Origin of the sequence: Pantoea sp. XY16, assembly GCF_025153065.1 — a bacterium.
Lineage (GTDB): Bacteria > Pseudomonadota > Gammaproteobacteria > Enterobacterales > Enterobacteriaceae > Pantoea > Pantoea alfalfae.
The window spans coordinates 184,333-208,396 of the sequence record NZ_JANZNP010000006.1; the positions used below are offsets into that span (position 1 = coordinate 184,333).

Consider the following 24,064-nt stretch of genomic DNA (forward strand, 5'->3'; position numbering starts at 1 on the left):
ATCCTCAAATCAGTCTTTATCGATACGGCTGGCATCAGCGCCCTGCTGACCGCGATATTTCGCATCTTCACGTCGGTTGTAGGGACGCGCAGCCGGGCCTGAAAGCGGTTCAAAACTTAGCGCGCCAATTAACATACCGGGACGCAGCGCCAGCGGCAGTTTACCTGAATTGTAGAACTCCAGCACGATACGGCCCTGCCAGCCTGGATCAATGCGGTGAGCCGTCACATGAACCATCAGTCCAAGACGCGCCAGCGAGGAGCGGCCATCCAGCCAGCCGACCAGATCGTCGGGCAGCGTCACGGACTCCAGCGTCACCGCCAGCGCCAGTTCACCCGGATGAAGGAAAAAGGCTTCGCCATCAGGCAGCACGATCTCATCGCTCATTACCCGGTCCAGTGCCGCGCTCACTTCCTGTTTCGGGCCGCTCAGATCGATAAAGGCCGCGGTATGACCGCTGAAGGTACGGAACTGATTACCCAGACGCACATCGACCGTGGCACCATTAATGCGCTCGACCGGCGGGCGCGGCTCAATGGCCAGTTTGCCATTGTCCAGCCAGGCTTCGATATCGCGATCGCATAATCTCATTGCGGTAACTCCATGACATAAGTGTAGCAAACCGGCATGCGTGGCTGCCGCCGGTCTGCACCACGTCCGGACGGACGTGCATTATTCAAAAAACTGGTTGATTTTCGCCTTGAGGATATCGATGGCGATACGGTTTTTTCCGCCGCGCGGCACAATAATATCGGCGTACTGTTTTGATGGCTCGATAAACTGCAGGAACATCGGACGCACGGTCTTCTGATACTGACTCATTACCGAATCCATTGAACGGCCACGCTCATTGACGTCACGTTTCATGCGGCGCATCAGACAGATGTCGAGCGGCGTGTCCACGAAGATAGAGAAGTTGAGTTCCTGGCGCAGACGGGCATCGGTTAACAGCAGAATACCTTCAAGGATAATGACCTTTTTGGCCTTCAGGTGTTGCGTTTGCTGGGTGCGGGTGTGTTCAACATAGCTGTAAACCGGCAGCTCAATATCCTGACCGGCTTTCACCGCCTGCAGATGCTGCAACAGCAAATCATGATCCATCGCACTCGGATGGTCATAATTGGTTTTAACCCTCTCTTCCATGGTGAGGTGACTTTGATCTTTGTAATAAGCATCTTCCGGGATAACCCCGATGTGCTCGTCACCTACCTGATCACGGATTTCACGATAGAGCGTGCTGGCAATTAAACTTTTACCGGATGCGGAAGCGCCGGCAATGCCTACAATCACGCACTGATGAGACTTGTCAGTCATACTTTTTTGAGACCTGATAACTGGAGCCTGCCACTGGTCACACATTACGCGGGCAGTGGACGGGCCGAAATGGAGAGGGTGTGTTCGCGCTAAGTATAGGGATTTCGGCCTTTTGATGCCACAAAAATGGCGTCGGCGACTTTTCAGACTTTCTCCTTTGGACGCCACTCATTTCACCGATAAACTAACGTCACACCATACTATAAATAAAATGGCCTGTGCGGCACGCTGTTCTGACGACGCGTGTCGCAAACGTTCCGACCGAATGATGCATCAGGAGTGGTATGCACTGGAAGACTTTGACCTATTTTGGCGACAGCATGCTGTTGATTCCGACAGCGGTGATTATTGCGCTGATTTTGCCGTGGAAGAGTGACAATCGTCTTACGGTCTTTTACTGGATTGTGGCCTTTGGCCTGGCTGGGCTGACTGTCAGCCTCTCGAAAATCCTGTTTCTGGGATTTGGCATTGGCAGCGCCCGCTTTAATTTCACTGGTTTCAGCGGTCACAGCGCCATGTCCGCCACGCTGTGGCCGGTCATGTTATGGCTGATTTCCGGGCGCTGGAAAGCCCTGTGGCGCATTACGGCGATAGGCGTCGGTTACCTGATCCCCCTGATGGTCGGTTTCTCCCGCCTGGTGATCCACGCCCACTCTAAAAGTGAGGTCGCTACCGGTCTGCTGCTGGGCTTTACGCTGAGCACCGCGTTTCTGATTTCGCAGCGCCGTACCTCATTAAAAGGCTTCAGCTGGCCGCAGGTGGGTGCCGCGCTGTTAGTGCCGTTTGTATTGATGGGTCACGGTCGCGTCGCGACGACGCAGCAGTTTCTGGAGCGCTTCTCTGCCAGCCTCGCGGGCCTGGAAAAACCCTATACCCGCGCCGATCTTTTCCGCCAGTAATCAACACGCTGGCAATCAATTATACCGTGCCCGTCAATTCGCCGAATAACGGGCAATATTGATTTCACCCCTTTTTTCTTTGCCGAATGTGCTAGCATGCAGTCAGAGAATGACTGGTGCCTGATTCGCCGTTGCGGAGCCCTGCACCCTGCCGGAAGTCCGCATGACGATAGAGATCCTGTCCCCGCAAAATAACATGCCAAACCGCTGGCTCTCGGCCCTGGTGCTTGGCTGCGTGGTGTTTGTCCTGACCCTGTTCTGTCTTGAACTGATTGTTGTCAGTGGGAAGATTTCCCCGCTCTGGTTCCCGACCACCTTAATGACCGTCGTGGTTTTCCGCTGCCCGTCACGACAGTTGCCGCTGCTGTTGACCGCTTGTGTGCTGGGCACCGCGGGGGCTAATGCCATCATCATCGGACCTGCTCTCTCTAATATTAAATTCGCGCTGCTTAATCTTATTCAGGCCGGCATAGGTGGCATGCTGCTGCGCGCCCTGCTAAATCGGCGCGCGCCGCTGAATTCGCTCAACGACTGGGCCAGGATGGTGTTGTCAGTCGGCATCGTGACGCCGGTGCTTGGCGGCCTGCTCGCGATCTGGACGCTACAGGTCAGCGGTCATGCCTCGTTTCCCTTCTTCTATACCTGGGTAATCTCCGAGATCATCGGCATGCTGGTGTTAGGCCCGATGCTGCTTCTGCTGCCCTGGCCGCTGCGGCGCGCGCAGTTCAGCGATCTGCGCCTGGCCGAATCGCTGCTGACGCTGCTGCTTACCCTCGGGGCCAGTTATCTGGCACTGCGTTTCCTGCCGTGGCCCTTTACCTTTATTGTGGTAATCCTGTTCTGGTGTGCAGTTCGCCTGCCCAAGCTGCAGGCGTTTGTCCTGTTCTTCCTGAACGCCAGTTTTATCTCAATGCTGCTGGCTTTTGATTTGGTCAACGTGGTCAATAACAACAGCGCCCTCGGCCCGGTCTCCAGCTGGCTGCCATTTCTGCTGGTGTTAATCCCCAGCCATATTATGTCGCTGGTGATGGATGCGTCCCGGCGTGAAAAACTTCATATTACTGACAGCGAAACCCGCTTCCGGCATGCTATGGAGTACTCCGCCATCGGTATGGCGCTCGTCGCACCTGAGGGCAACTGGCTGCAGGTGAATCGATCTCTGTGTCAGACTCTGGGTTATCCGGCAGAAGAGCTGAAGCGTCTGACCTTTCAGCAGATTACCCATCCCGACGATCTCTCACTCGATTTGCAGCATGTGAGCCGGCTGCTGGAAGGCGAGATTGATACTTATACCTTCGAAAAGCGCTATTTCCGTAAGGATGGCGAAATTGTCTGGGCGCGGCTGACGGTCTCGCTGGTGCGCGACAGCAGTCATGCCCCGCTCTACTTTATTGCGCAGATTATCGATATCTCAGAGCTGAAGCAGAGTGAGCAGGTGAACCGCCGGCTAATGGAGCGTATTACGCTGGCCAACGAGGCGGGCGGCATCGGCGTGTGGGAGTGGAACCTGCTGACCGGCGAGATGTTGTGGGATAAGCGCATGTACGCCCTGTTTGGCCTTGCGCCGCATGAGTCGCCCAGCTATGACCTCTGGATCCATCTGCTGCACACCGCCGATCGGGAATATGCCGCGATGACGGTACAGCAGGCAATTGAACTGCGCAGCGCGTTCCACATGGAGTATCGCGTAGTCAATGCTGAAGGACAGCGCTGGGTACGTACCCAGGCTAACCGGCAACTGAGCAAAGAGGGGCGCATTGAGCGCATGCTGGGTATCTGCCAGGACATCACGCCACTCCGCAACCTGAATGAAGCACTGTTTCAGGAGAAAGAGCGCATGGCGATCACCCTGGATTCCATCGGCGAAGCGGTGATCAGCACCGATAAAGAGATGCGCGTCGCCTTTATGAACCCGGTAGCAGAAAAGATGAGTGGCCTCTCGCAGGAACAGGCAGCCGGTCAGCCGCTGAGTGAACTGCTGCATATCACTCAGGGGCGTAACGGCCCGGAAGTCGAAAATCTGCTGTTATGCCAGCTGCCGGCGGAAAAAATCACCCCTGGGCTCGCGGAAGATCTGGTGCTGCATACGCCCGAAGGCGGCCATATCGATATTCACTACAGCATCACACCGCTGCGCTCCGAAGCGGGCCTGGAACAGGGTGCCGTCATGGTTATTCAGGATGTCAGCGAATCCCGCAAACTGATGAAGCGGCTGAGCTATAGCGCGCTGCATGACACCCTGACCCGCCTGCCGAATCGTGCCAGTTTCGAGCTTCAGCTTAAACGTCTGCTGTTTGATGCCGCTGAACATCAGCATCAGCATGTGCTGGTGTTTATCGACCTGGATAAGTTTAAAGCGGTCAATGACAGCGCCGGACACGCCGCAGGCGATGCGTTATTGCGTGAGCTCTCTGATTTAATGCAGCAACATCTGCGAAGCAGCGATTTCCTGGCCCGGCTGGGCGGTGACGAGTTTGCGCTGCTGATGCCAGATTGCGAAGTCGCTCAGGCGCATGACGTGGTGCAGCGCATCGTCGCCGCGGTCAATCATTACCGGTTTCAGTGGCTGGGCCGCCTTTATCATGTGGGTGCCAGCGCGGGCGTTACGCAGATTTCAGCGGATAACTGCCAGAGCGGCGACGTGCTTTCGCAGGCGGATATCGCCTGTTACAACGCCAAACGCAGCGGGCGCGGACGGCTGGTCATCTATGAACAGCATCGGTTACCGCTGCCAGGTAATCATCAGGGCATGGATGCAGCAATGATTGATGCGCTGCAGATCGAACTGCCTGCCTGGGCCGTTGCGCCGCCCAAAACACCGCAGGCAGCCTTTATCTGGCTGCTTGAGGTTCAGCTGTTAACGGCTGACGGGCTGCTGGTGGATGAAACGTTGCTGCGCAATAACCTGTCTGACGATACGCTGCGGCGGCAGCTGGATAACACTATTCTGGATGCTTTTTTCCGTCACGATGTGCAGAGGCTGAATAACAAAGGCATTCCGGTGATCCTGCCACTCAATGCACAGGTTCTGAGCGATGCCGCCTGTGTGCAGCAACTCTGTCAGCGCTTTGTTGCCGAGGGTCTCTCCGACAGCCGCTGTGGTTTCGCTTTCCCTGCAGCCAGTGTGCTCAGCAAAGGCGATCAGCTCTATGCCGCACTAATGCAACTGCGGCAGTGTGGCTGTCGTGTCGTGTTGCAGCATTTTGGCCGTAATCTGGATGCCTTCAATCTGCTGAGCGACGAAGTAGTTGATTATCTGGTGCTGGCGCCTGAACTGGTTGCTAACGTTCATAACAATCTGATGGATGAGATGCTGCTGACCATCATTCAGGGCCAGGCAAAACAGCGCAATATCTCGGTCCTGGCCGGGCCAATTTCAGTACCCGCCGTACTCAGTACGCTGGCGACCCTTGATGTGGATGGCGTCTGGGGCAGTGCCGTAGCCGAGCGTCAGCCGTTGCGTTCTCTGGCTGAAGATCGCATCTTCGCTATCCGTTAATTCCCGCGCTGCCTGCTTGCCACCCTGCTGAAGCTGCGCTAAAGTCGCCCCCTTTTTTCCGGCATGGGGGCGAAAATGTTCATAGGATTCGATTACGGCACGGCTAACTGCGCCATTGCAGTCAGCGAAAATGGCACGCCACGTCTGTTAACGCTGGAAAATGATCAGCGCCTGCTGCCGTCAATGATCTGTGCGCCGACCCGCGAGTCGATCAGCGAATGGCTCTATCGTCATCATCAGGTGGCGACACCAGACAGCGAAACCACGGCGCTGCTGCAGCGTGCGATGCGTTATAACCGCGAAGAGGATATCGAGGTCCAGCCCAACAGCGTGCAGTTCGGCCTCACCGCGCTGCAGCATTACATGGTCGACCCCGAAGATGTCTGGTTCGTTAAATCACCCAAATCGTTCCTCGGTGCCAGTGGCCTGAAGCCGCAGCAGATCGCCCTGTTTGAAGATCTGGTCTGCGCCATGATGCTGCACATCCGCCAGCAGGGTGAAAGCCAGCTTGATCAGCCCATCGATCAGGCGGTGATCGGGCGGCCGGTCAACTTCCAGGGCTTAGGCAGCAAAGAGTCTAACCAGCAGGCGGAAGGCATTCTGCTGCGCGCCGCCCACCGCGCCGGTTTCCGCGACGTGGAGTTTCAGTTTGAGCCGGTCGCCGCCGGGCTCGATTTCGAAGCGACGCTGAAGCAGGAGACGACGGTTCTGGTGGTGGATATCGGCGGCGGTACGACCGACTGCTCGATGTTGCTGATGGGACCAGAATGGCGTGATAAGGCGGACCGGCGGGAAAGCCTGCTGGGCCACAGCGGTTGCCGCGTGGGCGGTAACGATCTGGATATTATGCTGACGTTTAAGACTCTGATGCCGTTACTGGGCCTGGGCGGTAACACCCTGAAAGGCACCGCGTTGCCTGCCCTGCCGTGGTGGAACGCCATCGCGATTAATGATGTTCCGGCGCAAAGCGACTTTTATAGCCCCGCCTGCGGCAAGTGGCTGCGGGATTTAGTACGTGATGCGGAACAGGGTGATGTTGTGGCTCGTCTGCTGAAAGTGTGGCAGCAGAAGCTCAGTTATCGCCTGGTGCGCGCCGCGGAAGAGAGCAAGATTGCGCTGTCATCCAGCCCGGCGCAGACCGCCTCTCTCGACTTTATTGCCGCGGCATTAGAGACAGAGATTGGCGTGGATCAGCTGCAGGATGCCATCAGTCAGCCGCTGGAGAAAATTCTGGAGCAGGTGCAGCTCGCGCTGGCCACCAGCCAGATTAAGCCCGATGTGATTTATCTGACCGGCGGCAGTGCGCGCTCACCGTTGCTGCGCGCAGCGCTGCAGAAGACGCTGCCGGACACGCCGATTGCGGGAGGCGATGATTTCGCCTCCGTCACCGCAGGGCTGGCCCGCTGGGCGGAAGTGATGTTCCGTTAATTCTGCTCTACGCTGCGCTGCAATAAAAAAACGGCACCTGAAGGTGCTGTTTTTGTTTGCGGATCACTGAGAGCAGGCTCAGAGAGCATACGCCTTTCGCAAAGACGCAAAACCCGCCATCCCTGGCGGGCTCAGCGCGGGCCATCCCAGGCCCGCTATGCTTTGCTACTGGCGTATACACCCATCGCTTTAAGTCTGGGAGTCGTCTGTTTAGGTGCCGTTTTTATTGTAAATCAGAATGCAATATTGGCGCTGATACCGCCGATAAACGCATCCTTCACTTCGCTCACCCCGCCTGGTGCCACCACATACTGCAGGTTAGGTCGCAGTGACATCCAGTTCGTCACTTTGGCGTTGTAGTAAACCTCATAGTTGTACTCTGAACCTTCCTGAATCGGCAGATAAGTCGGGCTGTCAAAGCGGCTCTCGCCATTGGCCTGATTTTGTTGACGCAATGAGCGGGTATAGTCGCTGTTCACGTGAATACGCGATGCGCCCACACCGATCTCATCCTGCGGACGGGCATCGAACGGTCCAGTCCAGGTAAAGGCGATAGACTGGTAGTTATCGGTCTTCGAGGTCTTGTGATCGTTCATCACCGCCTGAACCCGCACGCCCAGACCGCGATTCACATCGCCATCCTGCGCGGTCAGCTGTTGCTGCAATAACAGATAGCCGCCGTAGGAATGCGCCTGATCCTGATAACCACCGTTGCGCCAGCTGCCATAGACATCGCCATCCACTGACGAATAGTAATAACCGATGCGGTAGTTACCCGGTAATTTCTCCGGCCCGAAGGTCGGTTTCCAGCCCAGTTCGACCGGCACCAGATTGCCTTCTGAATTGCTGGTATCCAGACGGAAGCCATCGCCGCGATCATAGTTAGCACGGTTCTGATTATAGAAACCGACCTGGAAGAAGACATCCGGCGTGATATTAAACTTAACCCGGCCGCCCCACTGCGACACCGGCCAGTTGAACCAGCGATCGCCACGCCAGTTACCCGCCTGCCCGCTGCCCAGCGCCAGATTCTGGAACAAATTGCCATCGAAATTATCGAAATCTTCACCTACCGTTACCCGTCCGGCTTTAATATCAACCACATCGTTGAACAGCCCTTTGCGCAACCAGAACTGCGTCAGACGCCAGGTCTGACCGCGACCATAAACTTCCTGGACTGAGGAGAGCATACCGGTGCGTTGATCCGCGACCTGATCGGAAAGATTCTGCCCGTTACGACTGGTGACGGTCATCTGAAACTCGGCATCCTGCCAGTCCAGCAGCTTCTGCAGATCGAAATTGGTGCCGAACGTCCACTGGTCGCTGTAGCGCATGGTGGTATTGGTATCGGCTCCGCCGCCTAAATTCGCGGCGCTTTCCATGGTGTAGTTAACGTCAAACTTAATGCCGTCGTCCTGCAGCTGCGTTCGGTACCCGCCCCAGTCACCAAACATCCATTCGGAGTCCGGGCTGAAAGCATCAGCGGCCAACGCCTGCGCGGAAAACATGGCCAGGATCAGGGTGCCGGTTGCCACACGGCGCAGCGGGAAACGCTGCTCTGCTTTTCTGTTTTTCATCTTGCTTATTCTTATATAAGTTACGGAAAATGACGCGCAGAGGATAGTGCTGGATAACCTCTGTTTTTTGTAAATACGTGCGCATAATTACCCGTAACATCCGTTTATTAACGCATTTGTGATCGGGATCTCTGATTGGTTATTCTCTGGGCGAGGTGCGTATTTTTTGACAGATACAGCGTAAAAAGGGGCGCTATCGCCCCTTGTGTTTACTGGCTGGCCTGATCCAGTTGATCAATCTGTGCCGGGGTCAGCGTCAGCTGCATGGCGCCAGTCAGATCGTCGAGCTGTTTAAGTGAGGTAGCACTGACAATCGGTGCGGTAATACCGGGCCGGGCAATCTGCCAGGCCAGCGCCACCTGCGTCGGTGTCACCTGATGCGCATCGCTGATCGCATCCAGCGCGTCCAGGATCCGCAAACCGCGCGGGTTGAGGTATTTGTCTACCACGCCCTGCCCCCGCGCGCTTTTACTGGCATCCGCTGCATCACGGTATTTACCACTGAGAAAACCGCTGGCGAGTGAGTAGTAGTTGATCACACCTAAACCGTGCGCCCTGACCACCGGCTCCAGCGCCGACTCATAGGGCTGGCGGTCATAAAGGTTGTATTCAGGTTGCAGGGTTTCGTAACGCGCCAGCCCCTCCGTTTCACTGATCTTTAATGCTTCCTCAAGCCGCGCCGCGCTGTAATTCGAGGCACCAATCGCCCGCACTTTCCCCTCGCGGATCAGACTGTCAAAGGTGCTCAGCGTGTCTGCCAGTGGCGTGTCCTGATCGTCACGGTGCGCCTGGTAGAGGTCGATGTAGTCGGTCTGCAACCGGCGCAGTGAATCTTCGACCGCCTGACGGATATATTGCGGCTTCAGCCCGGTTTTCTCCGGGGACAGCTCCATACCGACTTTGGTTGCCAGCACAACCCGATCGCGCTTGCCGCTTTTTTTCAGCCACTCACCAATAATGGTTTCCGATTCACCGCCTTTATTGCCCGGCGCCCAGCGGGAATAGACATCCGCGGTGTCGATAAACCACAGCCCTCGATCCACCAGCGCATCCAGCAGAGAAAAGGAGGTGGATTGATCCACCGTCCAGCCAAACACATTGCCGCCAAACGTCAGTAACGGCACCGTAATACCACTGTCACCCAACTGCCGGGTTTGATTCTGACTCATTATCTGCTCCTGATTTGCCTGCAAACGGTCTGTTTTTCAGCATAGCAAAGTCATTTCACGCCTTTATGACGATTGTGCTGCGATTAATGAAGGAACAGGCATAATTACCCCGCCCTGACAGATATCCTTATTTCCTTCAACTTTTGCCCGTCAGAGGCGACTACACTCTGTCGTTTGCAGGCTACCCCTTTCATGCCTGCGCCTGGGACTACGTCACTGCTGGAGAGCATCAACAATCATGAGCACCCGACATCCTGTTATGAAAAAAACCCTGATCGTGCTGGCCCTGATCGCCGTGGCCGCTGGCGGCTACTATGCCTGGCAACGCAATGCCCAGCCGCAGAGCAGCAGCCAGACGGATTCGCCAGCGCCACGTGGCGGTAAAGGCGGCGGTGATGGCGCGCGTCGTCCCCTCGCACCGGTTCAGGCCGCAACCGCCACTCGCCAGAGCGTGCCGCAATTTCTCAGCGGACTGGGAACGGTGACCGCCGCTAACACCGCCACGGTGCGCAGTCGGGTCAATGGCGACCTGCTGGCGATCCACTTCACCGAAGGCCAGCAGGTGAACGCAGGCGATCTCCTGGCAGAAGTCGACCCGCGGCCTTATCAGGTGGCGTTAACCCAGGCTCAGGGCCAGCTGGCGAAAGATCAGGCGACGCTGGCGAATGCCCGTCGTGACCTGGCGCGCTTCGAGAAGCTGGCAAAAACCTCGCTGGTGTCACAACAGGAGCTGGACACTCAGCGCTCACTGGTGAGTGAAACGCTCGGCACCCTGAAAGCGGATGAGGGCGGCGTTGCCAGTGCGCAGCTCAACCTGACCTACAGCCGGATCACCGCGCCGATTGCTGGCCGGGTCGGGCTGAAACAGGTGGATGTTGGCAACTATGTCACCAGCGGCGACACCTCCGGTATCGTGGTGATCACCCAGACGCACCCGATTGATGTGGTTTTTACCCTGGCAGAAAACAGCATCAGTTCCATTCTGCAGGCGCAGAAAAGCGGCCTGCCGCTATTGGTTGAGGCCTGGGATCGCAGTAATCAGAATCTGATCGCCAGCGGCAAACTGCTGAGCCTGGATAACCAGATTGATGTCACCACCGGCACCATCAAAATCAAAGCGCGTTTTGATAATCAGGACGATACGCTGTTCCCTAACCAGTTCGTCAATGTGCGGCTGAAGGTCAACACCCTGCAGGATGCAGTGGTCATTCCGCCTGCCGCATTGCAGATGGGCAACGAAGGCCACTTTGTCTGGGTGGTGAACAGTGACAATAAGGTCAGCAAAAAAAGCGTAATTGCTGGTCTGCAGGACAGTGAGAAAGTGGTGATCAGCGCCGGTCTGGAGGCGGGTGAACGCGTAGTGACAGACGGGCTGGATCGCCTGACCGAAGGCGCGAAAGTTGAGGTGGTCGCGCCGCAGAGCAATGCTCCGCGCGCCACCCGCGCGACCCTGCCGTCAAAAGGAGAGCGTGAGTAATGCAGGTCATGCCTCCCGATCACAGTGGCGGGCCGTCACGCCAGTTTATTCTGCGCCCGGTTGCCACCACGCTGTTGATGATTGCGATTTTGCTGGCCGGGATACTGGGCTACCGCTTCCTGCCGGTCTCGGCGCTGCCCGAAGTCGACTATCCGACCATCCAGGTCGTCACGCTCTATCCGGGTGCCAGCCCGGATGTGGTCACCTCATCGATTACTGCCCCGCTTGAGCGTCAGTTTGGTCAGATGTCTGGCCTGAAACAGATGGCGTCGCAAAGCTCCGGCGGTGCCTCGGTAGTGACACTGCAGTTCCAGCTGACGCTGCCGCTGGATGTGGCAGAACAGGAGGTGCAGGCAGCCATTAACTCAGCTACCAATCTGCTGCCCAACGATCTGCCTAATCCGCCGGTCTACAGCAAAGTGAACCCTGCCGATCCGCCGATCATGACGCTGGCCGTTACCACCCGCAGCATGCCGCTGACGCAGGTGCAGGACATGGTGGAAACGCGCGTCGCACAGAAAATCTCTCAGGTCAGCGGCGTCGGACTGGTGACGCTGTCGGGCGGTCAGCGTCCGGCGGTGCGGGTGAAGATGAATGCGCAGGCGCTGGCGGCGCTGGGTCTGACCAGCGAAACGGTGCGGACCGCGATCAGCAATGCCAACGTCAATTCGGCTAAAGGCAGCCTGGATGGCCCGACCCGCTCCGTCACTCTGTCAGCCAATGACCAGATGAAGTCGGCGGAAGATTATCGCCAGCTGATCATCAGCTATAAAAATGGTGCGCCGGTACGACTGGGGGATGTGGCAACCATTGAGCAGGGAGCAGAAAACAGCTGGCTCGGTGCCTGGGCCAACCGCGATGCGGCGATTGTGCTCAACGTTCAGCGTCAGCCTGGTGCCAATATCATCGCCACGGCAGATAATATCCGTGCCATGTTGCCCGCCCTGACCGCCGCCCTGCCAAAGTCGGTAGACGTTAAACTGCTCACCGACCGCACCACCAATATTCGCGCTTCGGTCAACGACACACAGTTTGAGCTGATGCTGGCGATGGCGCTGGTCGTGATGATCATTTATCTGTTTCTGCGCAACGTACCCGCCACGCTGATCCCGGCGGTGGCCGTACCGCTTTCGCTGATCGGTACCTTTGCAGCGATGTACTTCCTTGGCTTTTCCATTAACAACCTGACGCTGATGGCGCTGACCATCGCCACCGGCTTTGTGGTCGATGATGCCATCGTGGTGATTGAGAACATCTCACGCTATATCGAGAAAGGGGAAAAACCGCTGACCGCCGCACTGAAAGGGGCCGGGGAAATTGGCTTTACCATTATCTCCCTCACCTTCTCACTGATTGCGGTGCTGATTCCGCTGCTGTTTATGGGCGACGTCATTGGCCGCCTGTTCCGTGAATTTGCCGTCACGCTGGCGGTGGCGATTCTGATTTCAGCGGTGGTGTCACTGACCCTGACGCCGATGATGTGCGCCAGGATGCTGAGCGCGGAGTCGCTGCGCAAACAGAACCGCTTTTCGCGGGCCAGTGAAGCGATGTTTGATCGTATCGTCGCCACCTACGGTCGTGGCCTGAGCCGGGTGCTGAATCACCCCTGGCTGACGCTGTCGGTGGCGCTGGGCATGCTGGTCCTGACGCTGCTGCTGTGGATGGTGATCCCGAAAGGCTTCTTCCCGCAGCAGGACAACAGCATTATTCAGGGTACGCTCCAGGCTCCGCAGTCGGTCTCCTACGCCAGTATGGCGCAGCGCACCCGCGATGTTGCCTCCATTATCATGAAAGATCCGGCGGTTGAGAGCATGACCTCGTTTGTCGGCGTAGATGGCACCAATGCCTCGCTGAACAGCGCGCGGCTGCAGATCAACCTCAAACCGCTGGATCAACGCGACGACCGCATTCCTGCCATTCAGCAGCGCCTGCAACAGCAGATCAGTGAGGTACCGGGCGTGCAGCTGTGGCTGCAGGCGGTGCAGGATCTCACCATTGATACCCAGGCGAGCCGCACGCCTTATCAGTTCACGCTGCAATCGGGTTCACTATCGTCGCTCAGCACCTGGGTTCCGGCCCTGCTGACCCGGCTCAGCACCCTGCCACAGCTGCGCGATGTCAGCAGTGACTGGCAGGATCAGGGGCTGGAAGCCTATGTCAACGTGGACCGCGACAGTGCCAGCCGGCTTGGCATCAGCATGGCGGACGTCGATAACGCGCTCTATAACGCCTTTGGGCAGCGGCTCATCTCAACCATCTATACGCAGGCGAATCAGTATCGTGTAGTGCTGGAGCAGGATAATAACGCCACGCCAGGGCTGGCGAGTCTGGATGCTATTCGCCTGAACAGCAGCGACGGCGGCAGCGTGCCGCTAAGTGCCATTGCCCGTATCGAGCAGCGCCACACGCCGCTGAGTATTAACCATCTCGACCAGTTCCCGTCGGCGACCTTCTCGTTCAACGTGGCTGACGGCTATTCGCTGGAAGATGCGGTAAAAGCCGTCTCACAGGCAGAAGCGCAGCTTGGCATGCCTGCCGAACTGATGACCCAGTTCCAGGGCAGCACGCTGGCCTTTGAGGCGGCGCTCGGCAGCACGGTCTGGCTGATGGTGGCGGCCATTGTGGCGATGTACATCGTGCTGGGCGTGCTTTATGAGAGCTTTATTCACCCGATCACCATTCTCTCGACGCTGCCTACCGCGGGTGTTGGCGCGCTGCTGGCGCTGATGCTCAGCGGCAATGAACTGGATATTGTGGCGATTATCGGCATCATCCTGCTAATCGGCATCGTGAAAAAGAACGCCATCATGATGATCGACTTTGCGCTGGCGGCGGAGCGTGAACAGGGTATGAAGCCTGTTGATGCCATCTATCAGGCCTGCCTGCTGCGCTTTCGCCCGATTCTGATGACCACGCTGGCCGCCCTGCTCGGCGCGCTGCCGCTGATGCTCAGCACCGGCGTCGGTGCTGAGCTGCGCCATCCGCTGGGCATTGCCATGGTCGGCGGGCTGATTCTGAGCCAGGTGCTGACGCTGTTCACCACGCCGGTGATCTACCTGCTGTTTGATCGTCTGGCGCACGCCACCCGTCGCCGCTTTGGCCGCACGGAGGCCGCAGAGTGAAGTTTTTTGCCCTGTTCATCAACCGGCCCGTCGCGACGACCCTGCTGACGCTGGCCATCGCCCTGGCGGGCATGCTGGGTTTCCGGCTGCTACCGGTAGCACCGCTGCCGCAGGTCGATTTCCCGGTGATTGTCATCTCGGCATCACTGCCGGGTGCCTCACCGGAGATTATGGCGTCGTCGGTGGCCACGCCGCTGGAGCGCTCGCTGGGACGCATCGCGGGCGTCAGTGAAATGACCTCCACCAGTTCGCTGGGCAGCACCCGCATCATTCTGGTGTTCGATTTTGATCGCGATATCAATGGCGCGGCGCGCGATGTGCAGGCCGCGATCAATGCGGCGCAGAGCCTGCTGCCCACAGGCATGCCGTCGCGTCCCACCTATCGCAAAGTAAATCCTTCTGATGCGCCAATTATGATCATGACGCTGACCTCGGATACCTACAATCCTGGTCAGCTCTATGATTACGCCTCGACCCAGCTGGCACAAAAGCTGTCGCAGATCGAGGGCGTGGGCGACGTCACCGTGGGCGGCAGTTCGTTGCCTGCGGTGCGTGTGGCGCTCAATCCGCAGGCGCTGTTTAATCAGGGCGTGTCGCTGGATGCGGTGCGCACCGCGATCTCGAACGCCAACCAGCGTCGGCCGCAGGGCGCACTGGATGACGCGCAGCAGCGCTGGCAGTTGCGTACCAATGACGCGCTGCAGACCGCCCGTGAGTATCAGCCGCTGGTGGTGCATTACAAAAACGGTGCAGCGGTGAAGCTGTCCGATGTGGCGACCGTCGAGGATTCGGTGCAGGACGTGCGTAACGCCGGGATGTCGCGCGGTAAACCCGCGGTGCTGCTGCTGATCCGCAAAACGCCTGAAGCCAACGTCATCGATACGGTTGACCGGATCCGTGCCGAAATGCCGCTGCTGCATGAGGTGATCCCGGCCGCCATCGATCTGCAGATTGCTCAGGATCGCTCGCCCACCATTCGCGCCTCGCTGCATGAAGTGGAGCAGTCTCTGTTAATCGCCGTGGCGCTGGTGATCCTGGTGGTGTTTGTTTTCCTGCGCTCGGGGCGTGCCACGCTGATCCCCGCCGTCGCCGTGCCGGTTTCGCTGATCGGCACCTTTGCCGCGATGTACCTGTGCGGCTTCAGCCTGAATAACCTGTCGCTGATGGCGCTCACTATCGCCACCGGCTTTGTGGTGGATGATGCAATCGTAGTGCTGGAGAACATTGCCCGCCATGTCGAAGCGGGCATGAAACCGCTGGCCGCCGCTCTGAAAGGGGTACGGGAAGTCGGCTTTACCGTGCTGTCGATGAGCCTGTCGCTGGTTGCCGTGTTCCTGCCGCTGCTGATGATCGGCGGCCTGATTGGCCGTTTCTTCTCTGAGTTTGCCATTACGCTGTCGGTGTCTATCATCATCTCGCTGTTTATCTCCATCACCCTGACACCGATGATGTGCGCGTATCTGCTGAAGCCCCACGGGCCGCGCAGCCAGCCCCGTCGCCGCGGCGCGGGCCGGCTGCTGATGGCGCTTCAGCAGGGTTATGGTCGTTCGCTTAACGTGGTATTGAACCATGCACGCTGGGTCATGCTGCTGTTTTTCGCCACCATCTTCCTGACCGGCTGGCTGTTTGTTCATATCCCGAAAACCTTTATGCCGGAACAGGATACCGGGCGACTCTCCGGCTTTATCTCTGCTGACCAGAGCATTTCGTTTCAGGCGATGCGCAGTAAACTGCAGGATTTTATGGAGATCGTCGGTGCCGATCCCGCTGTAGACAGCGTGGTGGGCTTTACCGGTGGCATGCGCACCAACAGTGGCTCCATGTTTATCTCACTGAAGCCGCTGTCAGAGCGCAAAGAGAGTGCCGTGGAGATCATCGCCCGGTTGCGTACAAAGCTGGCGAAAGAGCCGGGTGCCAGCCTCTATCTGAATGCGGTGCAGGATCTGCGCGCAGGTGGCCGGGAGTCGAATGCCGGTTATCAGTATTCGCTGCTATCGGACGATCTCGCCGCGCTGCGGACGTGGGAGCCGAAAATTCGCGAGGCGTTCTCTGCCCTGCCGCAGCTGGCGGATGTGAACTCCGATCAGCAGGATAAAGGCAGCGAGATGGCGCTGACCTATGACCGGGAAAGCATGGCGCGGCTCGGCATCGATGTCTCTCAGGCCAATGCCCTGCTGAATAACGCCTTTGGTCAGCGTCAGATCTCCACCATCTACCAGCCGCTTAACCAGTACAAAGTGGTGATGGAGGTCGATCCACGCTACACCCAGGATATCAGCGCCCTGTCGCAGATGTTCGTGATAAACAGCGAAGGTAAAGCGATTCCGCTGTCGTGGTTCGCCCACTGGCAGCCCGCGAATGCGCCACTCTCGGTCAATCATGAAGGGCTGTCTGCCGCCTCGACCATCTCATTCAACCTGCCGGAAGGTGTGTCGCTGTCGCAGGCATCGGAGGCAATTGAACGCACCATGACCGCGATTGGCGTGCCCTCCAGCGTGCGCGGCAGCTTTGCCGGAACCGCGCAGGTGTTTCAGCAGTCGCAGAGCAGCCAGCTCTGGCTGATGCTGGCGGCGATAGCGGCGGTCTATATCGTGCTGGGGATCCTCTATGAGAGCTATGTCCATCCGCTGACGATCCTCTCTACCCTGCCTTCGGCGGGTGTCGGCGCGCTGCTGGCACTGGAACTGTTTGATACGCCCTTCAGCCTGATTGCGCTGATCGGGATTCTGCTGCTCATCGGCATTGTGAAAAAGAACGCCATCATGATGGTCGACTTTGCACTGGAGGCAGAGCGAAACGGCCAGCTCAGCGCGCGCGAGGCGATATTCCAGGCCTGCCTGTTACGCTTCCGGCCCATTATGATGACCACGCTGGCGGCGCTGTTTGGCGCGCTACCGCTGGTGCTGAGCAGCGGCGACGGTGCTGAACTGCGCCAGCCGCTGGGGATTACCATCGCGGGCGGACTGGTGATGAGTCAGCTGCTGACGCTCTTCACGACGCCGGTCGTCTATTTAATGATGGATAAGCTGCGGCGCAGAAAACGCCCGCTGGCCGCTGCGCAGCAGCCGTAATGGGTCTGGCGGCGACAGACGGGGAATGTGACGCCTTGATCGGGGGGATTGATGACTACGCAAAGCACTAACGTCCGCTGGCAACTGTGGATTGTTGCTATCGGTTTCTTTATGCAGACGCTGGATACCACCATCGTCAATACCGCGATCCCGTCGATGGCACACGACCTGGGCGTCAGCCCGCTGCACATGCACTCGGTGATCGTCTATTACGTGCTGACGGTGGCCGTGATGCTGCCGGTCAGCGGCTGGCTGGCGGATCGCTTTGGCGTGCGCAACATCTTCTTCTGCGCGATTGTGCTGTTCAGCCTGGGTTCGCTACTGTGCGCCCTGTCCGGCACGCTGGATCAGCTGGTGCTGTCGCGCGTGGTTCAGGGGATTGGCGGGGCCATGATGGTGCCGGTGGGTCGCCTGACGGTGATGAAAATCGTGCCGCGAGAACAGTATATGTCCGCCATGACCTTTGTGACCCTGCCTGGCCAGATTGGTCCGCTGCTGGGTCCGGCGTTGGGCGGTGTGCTGGTCGAGTACGCCAGCTGGCACTGGATCTTTCTGATTAATATTCCGGTCGGTATCGCAGGCGCTATCGCCACCCTGATGCTGATGCCCAACTACAGCATGCAGACGCGCCGCTTTGATTTCGGTGGTTTTATTCTGCTGGCCGCCGGTATGGCTACCCTGACACTGGCGCTGGATGGTCAGCGCAGCAGCGGCGGTTCGCCGTTGCTGCTGGGGGCCATGATCCTCACTGGCATTTTCTCTCTGCTGTTTTACCTGATGCATGCGCGCGGAAATGATAACGCCCTGTTCAGCCTGAAGTTGTTTGATCATCGCGTTTACTCTATTGGCCTGCTCGGCAGTTTTACCGGCCGCATCGGCAGCGGCATGCTGCCCTTTATGACGCCCATTTTTCTGCAGCTCGGCATGGGCTACAGCCCGTTTCACGCCGGTCTGATGATGATTCCGATGGTGCTGGGGAATATGGGGATGAAGCGCATTGTGGTGCGCATCGTCAATCTCTATGGCTACCGTAATGTGCTGGTGATGTCGACCGTAGCGCTGGCGCTGGTGGTCCTGTTGTTCCCGCTGGTGGCGCTCATGGGTTGGGTCTGGCTGCTGCCGCTGGTGCTGTTTCTGCAGGGTATGGTCAACGCCATCCGCTTCTCTTCGATGAATACCCTGACGCTGAAGGAGTTGCCCGATGAGCTGGCCTCCAGCGGTAACAGCCTGCTGTCGATGATTATGCAGCTGTCGATGAGTATTGGCGTCACCGTGGCCGGGCTGCTGCTGGGCGCGTTTGCCCAGCAGAGTACGGCAAACAGCCCAGCGGAACACCAGATGTTTATTTATACCTACCTTTGCATGTCGCTGATTATCATCCTGCCCGCGCTGGTGTTCTGGCGCGTTCCGCCACAGGTGAGTACCAACGTTGATCTGCGACGCCGGAGAAAAAAATGAGTGTTAACCTGCGCCTGGGAATCGGGGCCAAACTGTTTATGGCGATTTTCGCCACCTGCATGCTGGTGCTGATCACTATGCACTGGGGCGTTCGCCTCAGTTTCGAACACGGCTTTGTCGACTACATTAAGCGCGGCAATGAGCAGCGGTTAAATCTGCTCAGCGATGCGCTGGCCGATCAGTATGAGCAGCATGGGAACTGGGATTTTTTACGCCACAACGATCGGCTGGTCTTCACCATGCTGCGCTCACTGGAGCAGAATCCCGACAGCAACAGCCAGCTGCCGCCACACGGCTGGCGCACCCAGTTCTGGATCCTCGATCAACAATATAAAGTGATGGTCGGGCCGCGTGCGCCGGTGCCGCCGGAGGGGACGCGCCGCAACATTACCACCAGCACCGGCAAAGTGGTCGGCTGGGTCATCGGCTCGCCGCCGGAGCGGCTGACGCGCAGTACCGACATTAATTTTGATCAACAGCAGCGGCGCACCAGCTGGATTATCGTGGGGCTGTCAACGCTGCTGGCGGCGCTGGCGACCTGGCTGATGGCGCGTGGCCTGCTGGCGCCGGTCAAGCGGCTGGTCGATGGCACGCATCATCTGGCGGCTGGTAATTTTGCCACCCGCGTTGAGGTCAGCAGCCGGGATGAGCTTGGCCAGCTGGCCGGTGACTTTAACCTGCTGGCCAGTTCGCTGGAGAAAAACGAAAGCATGCGCCGCGCCTTTATGGCCGATATCTCCCACGAGCTGCGCACGCCGCTGGCGATCCTGCGCGGTGAACTGGAAGCGATGCAGGATGGCGTACGCAAACTGACGCCAGACGCGATCGCCTCACTCCAGAGTGAAGTGGTGGTGCTGACCAAGCTGGTCGAAGACCTGCATCAGCTGTCGCTGTCGGACGTGGGTGCCCTCGCCTACCGCAAGCAGGCGACCGATCTGGTGCAACTGCTGGAAGTAACGGCGGGCAGCTTTGCCGAGCGCTACCGCGCACATGGCCTGACGCTGAAGCTGAATTTGCCCGACAACGCTCCCTTCTTTGGCGATCCCGACCGCCTGATGCAGTTGTTCACGAATCTGCTGGAGAACAGCCTGCGCTACACTGACAGCGGTGGCCGGGTTGAAGTGACGCTGAAGTATGAAGCCCCTCACTGGCATATTGAGTTTGATGACAGCGCACCCGGCGTTGACAGAGAACATCAGGTGCAGATTTTTGAGCGCTTTTTCCGCACCGAAGGCTCGCGCAATCGCGCCAGCGGCGGTTCGGGCCTGGGCCTGGCCATCTGTAAAAATATCGCAGACGCCCACGGCGGCGATATTCATGCGACGCACTCTGATTTAGGTGGACTGAAAATCGCGCTACACTTGCGCTATGTTCCCCCTGTGTAAACGCTTATGAGCCAGGAAAACCATGACCCGCTGATTCTGGTGGTCGAAGATGAGCCGAAACTGGCGCAGCTGATGATCGATTATCTGCACGCTTCGAACTACCGTACCCATCACATCGCCGACGGCAACGCGGTACTGGATTACGTGCGCCAGACGCCACCCGACCTGATGCTGCTGGATTTAATGCTGCCAGGCACCGACGGTTTAACGCTGTGCCGTGAAATCCGTCGCCATTCCGAGCTGCCGATTATTATGGTCACCGCCCGCACCGAGGAGATTGATCGGCTGCTGGGGCTGGAGCTGGGCGCGGATGACTACATCTGTAAACCCTTCAGCCCGCGTGAAGTGGTGGCGCGGGTCAAAACAATCCTGCGCCGGATAAAACGGTCGACGGAGGAGCCGCAGAGCGCCTCGTTACTGCGGGTTGATGAGAGCCGATTCTTCGCCAGCTGGCGTGAAAAGCCGCTGGATCTTACCCCGGCGGAGTTCCGGCTGCTGAAAACCCTGTCGCTGGAGCCGGGCAAGGTCTTTTCACGCGAACAGCTGCTCAACCATCTCTATGATGACTATCGCGTGGTCACGGATCGCACCATCGACAGCCATATCAAGAATCTGCGGCGCAAGCTGGAGAATCTCGACAGCGAGCAACCCTTTATCCGTGCCGTTTACGGCATGGGCTATCGCTGGGAAGCCGATGCCTGTCATTTGATCTAGTTTGATCCCGATCAATTTACTTCCCTTTTCTCACTGCCTACAATTCCGCACCTTTTGCAGGGCTTAGAGCCTATCCCAGTAGGCGTAATTGTTGCAGGCAGTCTGGACACGGACAGCGCGGAACAACCGGAGCGTACACGTAGTACGTGAGGATTGTGAGCACTGCCCAGGTTCAGACTGACAAATAAAATAGCCGAATGGGATAGGCTCTTAACGGCTCTGCTTCTGCCGCTTAAGGCGACATACTGACCTGACATCAGTGAGAACATCATGAAACCCGAACTGCTTTCCCCCGCCGGCACGCTGAAGAACATGCGTTACGCCTTTGCTTATGGTGCCGATGCCGTCTATGCCGGCCAGCCACGCTACAGCCTGCGCGTGCGCAACAACGAATTTACCCACGAGAATCTCGCACTGGGCATTAATGAAGCGCACGCGCTGGGTAAAAAATTCTACGTGGTGGTGAACATTGCGCCCCACAACGCCAAGCTGAAAACCTTTATTCGTGACTTAACGCCGGTGGTGGCGATGCAGCCCGACGCGCTGATCATGTCCGATCCCGGCCTGATCATGCTGGTACGTGAGGCTTTCCCGACGATGCCGATTCACCTGTCGGTGCAGGCCAATGCGGTCAACTGGGCCACGGTAAAATTCTGGCAGCAGATGGGGCTGAGCCGGGTGATTCTGTCACGCGAGCTGTCACTGGAGGAGATCGCTGAGATCCGCCAGCAGGTGCCGGAGATGGAGCTGGAAGTCTTTGTTCATGGTGCGCTCTGTATGGCCTATTCCGGTCGCTGTCTGCTGTCGGGCTATATGAACAAACGCGATCCGAATCAGGGCACCTGCACCAACGCCTGCCGCTGGGAGTATAAAGTGGCGGAAGGCCAGCAGGATGAAGTGGGGAATATCGTCGGTAGTCATGAGCCTATTCCGGTACAGGATGTGACGCCCACGCTGGGCATCGGTCAGCCCACCGACAAGGTATTTCTGCTGGAAGAGAAGATGAAGCCCGGCGAGGTGATGAGTGCGTTCGAAGATGAACACGGCACCTACATCATGAACTCGCGGGATCTGCGCGCAGTGGCGCACGTGGAGCGGCTCAGCGAGATGGGCGTACATTCACTGAAGATTGAGGGACGCACCAAGTCCTACTACTACTGCGCCCGCACTGCCCAGGTTTATCGCCGGGCGATTGATGATGCCGCGGCCGGTAAGCCGTTTGATCCCTCACTGCTGTTAACGCTGGAAGGCCTGGCCCATCGTGGCTACACCGAAGGTTTCCTGCGCCGCCACACTCACGACAGTTACCAGAATTATCAGCAGGGCTTTTCGGTGTCCGACCGCCAGCAGTTTGTCGGCGAATTCACCGGCGAACGCCGGGGCGAATGGGCTGAAGTAGCGGTGAAGAATAAGTTTATGCTGCACGACAGCGTGGAGATCATGACGCCCCAAGGGAATCTGAATTGCCAGCTGGACGCGCTGCAGAATGCGCGCGGCGAACCCACTGAAGTTGCGCCGGGCGATGGCCATCGCGTCTGGCTGCGGGTGCCCGAGGAGGTGGATCTGCGTTTTGCACTGCTGCTGCGCAATTTTGATCACGGTGAAGATACCCGGGACCCTCATAATCGTTTACCAACGGAAACATGTTGAGGAAATCAGAACAGGATCACAGACCCCTGCGCAGCGCTGCTTTATAGTCCCGCCTGCTGCTAACGAGTAACAACAAACGGCAGATTTACCAGGAACCACCTCATTTACCCGCCCGGCTCCCCCGTGCGGGTTTTCTTTTTTCTCTCTTTCGCCAATAATTTACTGCTGGCAGCTGTGTTATAAATCCCTTCTTACTCTGTAGATCTTCAAGGAACGCAAAATGGATAATAAACCGCTTACGCTGCTCATCCTGAATGGGAAAGGCGCGGGTAATGATGATCTGCGCGAAGCTATTACGACTCTGCGTGAAGAAGGCTTCGACATTGCGGTGCGTGTCACGTTTGAAAAAGGTGACGGCGACAGGTACGTTAAAGAGGCCATTGCGCTGCAGGCCGCGACCGTGGTGGCCGGTGGTGGCGATGGCACCATCAATGAAATTGCGACAGCGCTGGCTTCTTCTGAAGCGGATCATCGCCCGGTGCTGGGCATCCTGCCGCTGGGTACCGCCAACGATTTTGCCACCAGCGTCGGCATCCCGGAAGAGATGGAACCGGCACTGCGACTGGCAATTCAGGGCAAAGCTAGTGCCATCGATCTGGCCAGGGTAAATCAGAGCCACTACTTCATCAATATGGCGACCGGCGGGTTTGGCACCCGTATCACGACTGAAACGCCGGAAAAGCTGAAGTCGGCGCTGGGTGGCGTCTCCTACTTTATTCACGGCCTGATGCGCATGGATACCCTGAAACCCGATACCTGCGAGATCAGCGGCCCCGATTTCGCCTGGCAGGGTGATGCGCTGGTGATCGGTATTGGTAATGGTCGTCAGGCGGGCGGCGGTCAGCGGTTATGCCCTTCTGCCCTGATCAATGATGGCCGACTGGACGTCAGTGTTGTCACCGCGCAGGAGCTGCTGCCGACGCTGCTGCACTCCCTGACCGGCGACGATGACAATCCCGGCATCGTCACCACGCAGCTGGAGTCGCTTACGATTCGCTCTCCGCACGAGATGACCTTTAACCTTGATGGCGAACCGCTCTCCGGGCGCGAATTCGTGATTCAGGTGATGGCGGGCGCGCTGAGCTGTCGCCTGCCACCACAGTGTGAACTCCTTTCCTGAGCATGGGTCAGGGGGCGAAAGCCCCTTCAGATTACTGACAAACTCACAGCTGTACGAATTTAGCAGCAACGCATTAGCTTAAAGCGTAGGGAACACGGGCAGAGGAGGGAAGCGTCCCGCGTCAGGGACAAAAACGCCGGGAGCGTTTTTGAACAACGCAACGCGTTGGCCCGGTTACGGG

At 57.9% G+C, this 24,064-nt stretch carries 15 protein-coding genes; 11 read left to right on the forward strand and 4 right to left on the reverse strand.

The features are described from left to right. Window positions 1-9: 9 nt before the first annotated feature. The gene (dcd, locus tag N1689_RS10865; RefSeq protein ID WP_004571280.1) at window positions 10-591 is read right to left on the reverse strand and encodes a dCTP deaminase; all 582 of its coding nucleotides are present in this window, start codon (window positions 589-591) and stop codon (window positions 10-12) included. 81 nt (window positions 592-672) lie between these two features. Further along, the gene (udk, locus tag N1689_RS10870; RefSeq protein ID WP_004571279.1) at window positions 673-1,314 is read right to left on the reverse strand and encodes a uridine kinase; all 642 of its coding nucleotides are present in this window, start codon (window positions 1,312-1,314) and stop codon (window positions 673-675) included. A 284-nt stretch (window positions 1,315-1,598) separates the two neighbouring features. Here udk and N1689_RS10875 point away from each other — a divergent pair, with 284 nt between their 5' ends. From N1689_RS10875 to yegD, 3 genes are all read left to right on the forward strand, one after another. Beyond that, window positions 1,599-2,213: a phosphatase PAP2 family protein gene (locus N1689_RS10875; protein WP_222925238.1), complete on the forward strand. Its 615-nt coding sequence runs from the start codon at window positions 1,599-1,601 to the stop codon at window positions 2,211-2,213. Window positions 2,214-2,376: 163 nt separating this feature from the next. Continuing rightward, on the forward strand, window positions 2,377-5,712 hold the full coding sequence (locus N1689_RS10880; protein WP_222925237.1) for a diguanylate cyclase: 3,336 nt from the start codon (window positions 2,377-2,379) through the stop codon (window positions 5,710-5,712). Between the two features lie 75 nt (window positions 5,713-5,787). Then, entirely contained in the window at window positions 5,788-7,140 is a 1,353-nt protein-coding gene (gene yegD, locus N1689_RS10885; RefSeq protein ID WP_161732274.1) for a molecular chaperone, read from the forward strand. A gap of 233 nt (window positions 7,141-7,373) precedes the next feature. Here yegD and N1689_RS10890 read toward each other — a convergent pair whose 3' ends face one another. Together N1689_RS10890 and N1689_RS10895 are read right to left on the reverse strand one after the other, a co-directional pair. Next, on the reverse strand, window positions 7,374-8,717 hold the full coding sequence (locus N1689_RS10890) for a carbohydrate porin (protein WP_222925235.1): 1,344 nt from the start codon (window positions 8,715-8,717) through the stop codon (window positions 7,374-7,376). Between the two features lie 209 nt (window positions 8,718-8,926). After that, complete coding sequence (locus N1689_RS10895) at window positions 8,927-9,886, reverse strand: aldo/keto reductase (protein WP_253419301.1); 960 nt, start codon at window positions 9,884-9,886, stop codon at window positions 8,927-8,929. 238 nt (window positions 9,887-10,124) lie between these two features. Between N1689_RS10895 and N1689_RS10900 the strand changes: the two genes are divergently transcribed. The 8 genes from N1689_RS10900 to yegS all read left to right on the forward strand — a co-directional run bounded on the left by N1689_RS10900 (window position 10,125) and on the right by yegS (window position 23,883). After that, window positions 10,125-11,363, forward strand: a complete 1,239-nt coding sequence (locus N1689_RS10900; RefSeq protein ID WP_161732268.1) for an MdtA/MuxA family multidrug efflux RND transporter periplasmic adaptor subunit — start codon at window positions 10,125-10,127, stop codon at window positions 11,361-11,363. After that, the gene (locus N1689_RS10905; RefSeq protein WP_161732266.1) at window positions 11,363-14,485 is read left to right on the forward strand and encodes an MdtB/MuxB family multidrug efflux RND transporter permease subunit; all 3,123 of its coding nucleotides are present in this window, start codon (window positions 11,363-11,365) and stop codon (window positions 14,483-14,485) included. The genes N1689_RS10900 and N1689_RS10905 overlap by 1 nt, the downstream gene beginning before the upstream one ends. After that, window positions 14,482-17,556 carry a multidrug efflux RND transporter permease subunit MdtC gene (mdtC, locus tag N1689_RS10910; protein ID WP_253419310.1) on the forward strand — a complete coding sequence of 1,025 codons (3,075 nt, stop codon included), beginning with the start codon at window positions 14,482-14,484 and terminating at the stop codon, window positions 17,554-17,556. The genes N1689_RS10905 and mdtC overlap by 4 nt, the downstream gene beginning before the upstream one ends. 51 nt (window positions 17,557-17,607) lie before the next feature. Beyond that, entirely contained in the window at window positions 17,608-19,014 is a 1,407-nt protein-coding gene (locus N1689_RS10915) for an MFS transporter (protein WP_222925230.1), read from the forward strand. Continuing rightward, the gene (gene baeS, locus N1689_RS10920) at window positions 19,011-20,399 is read left to right on the forward strand and encodes a two-component system sensor histidine kinase BaeS (protein ID WP_161732260.1); all 1,389 of its coding nucleotides are present in this window, start codon (window positions 19,011-19,013) and stop codon (window positions 20,397-20,399) included. Before N1689_RS10915 ends, baeS begins: the two co-directional genes overlap by 4 nt. Before the next feature lie 6 nt (window positions 20,400-20,405). After that, complete coding sequence (gene baeR / locus N1689_RS10925) at window positions 20,406-21,113, forward strand: two-component system response regulator BaeR (RefSeq protein ID WP_161732258.1); 708 nt, start codon at window positions 20,406-20,408, stop codon at window positions 21,111-21,113. Between the two features lie 267 nt (window positions 21,114-21,380). Further along, a complete protein-coding gene (yegQ, locus tag N1689_RS10930) occupies window positions 21,381-22,763 on the forward strand; it encodes a tRNA 5-hydroxyuridine modification protein YegQ (protein ID WP_260058978.1) in 1,383 nt (460 codons plus the stop codon). 220 nt (window positions 22,764-22,983) lie between these two features. Continuing rightward, window positions 22,984-23,883, forward strand: coding sequence for a lipid kinase YegS (gene yegS / locus N1689_RS10935; RefSeq protein ID WP_161732256.1), 900 nt, complete (start codon window positions 22,984-22,986; stop codon window positions 23,881-23,883). Window positions 23,884-24,064 lie beyond the last annotated feature (181 nt).

Excerpts from the sequence above, each read along its gene's own strand:
- N1689_RS10875 (WP_222925238.1), top strand. The coding sequence starts at position 1,599 with ATGCACTGGAAGACTTTGACCTATTTTGGCGACAGCATGCTGTTGATT.
- N1689_RS10880 (WP_222925237.1), top strand. The coding sequence starts at position 2,377 with ATGACGATAGAGATCCTGTCCCCGCAAAATAACATGCCAAACCGCTGG.
- yegD (WP_161732274.1), top strand. The coding sequence starts at position 5,788 with ATGTTCATAGGATTCGATTACGGCACGGCTAACTGCGCCATTGCAGTC.
- dcd (WP_004571280.1), bottom strand. The coding sequence starts at position 591 with ATGAGATTATGCGATCGCGATATCGAAGCCTGGCTGGACAATGGCAAA.
- N1689_RS10895 (WP_253419301.1), bottom strand. The coding sequence starts at position 9,886 with ATGAGTCAGAATCAAACCCGGCAGTTGGGTGACAGTGGTATTACGGTG.
- N1689_RS10905 (WP_161732266.1), top strand. The coding sequence starts at position 11,363 with ATGCAGGTCATGCCTCCCGATCACAGTGGCGGGCCGTCACGCCAGTTT.
- baeR (WP_161732258.1), top strand. The coding sequence starts at position 20,406 with ATGAGCCAGGAAAACCATGACCCGCTGATTCTGGTGGTCGAAGATGAG.
- yegS (WP_161732256.1), top strand. The coding sequence starts at position 22,984 with ATGGATAATAAACCGCTTACGCTGCTCATCCTGAATGGGAAAGGCGCG.
- N1689_RS10900 (WP_161732268.1), top strand. The coding sequence starts at position 10,125 with ATGAGCACCCGACATCCTGTTATGAAAAAAACCCTGATCGTGCTGGCC.
- N1689_RS10915 (WP_222925230.1), top strand. The coding sequence starts at position 17,608 with ATGACTACGCAAAGCACTAACGTCCGCTGGCAACTGTGGATTGTTGCT.
- baeS (WP_161732260.1), top strand. The coding sequence starts at position 19,011 with ATGAGTGTTAACCTGCGCCTGGGAATCGGGGCCAAACTGTTTATGGCG.
- udk (WP_004571279.1), bottom strand. The coding sequence starts at position 1,314 with ATGACTGACAAGTCTCATCAGTGCGTGATTGTAGGCATTGCCGGCGCT.
- N1689_RS10890 (WP_222925235.1), bottom strand. The coding sequence starts at position 8,717 with ATGAAAAACAGAAAAGCAGAGCAGCGTTTCCCGCTGCGCCGTGTGGCA.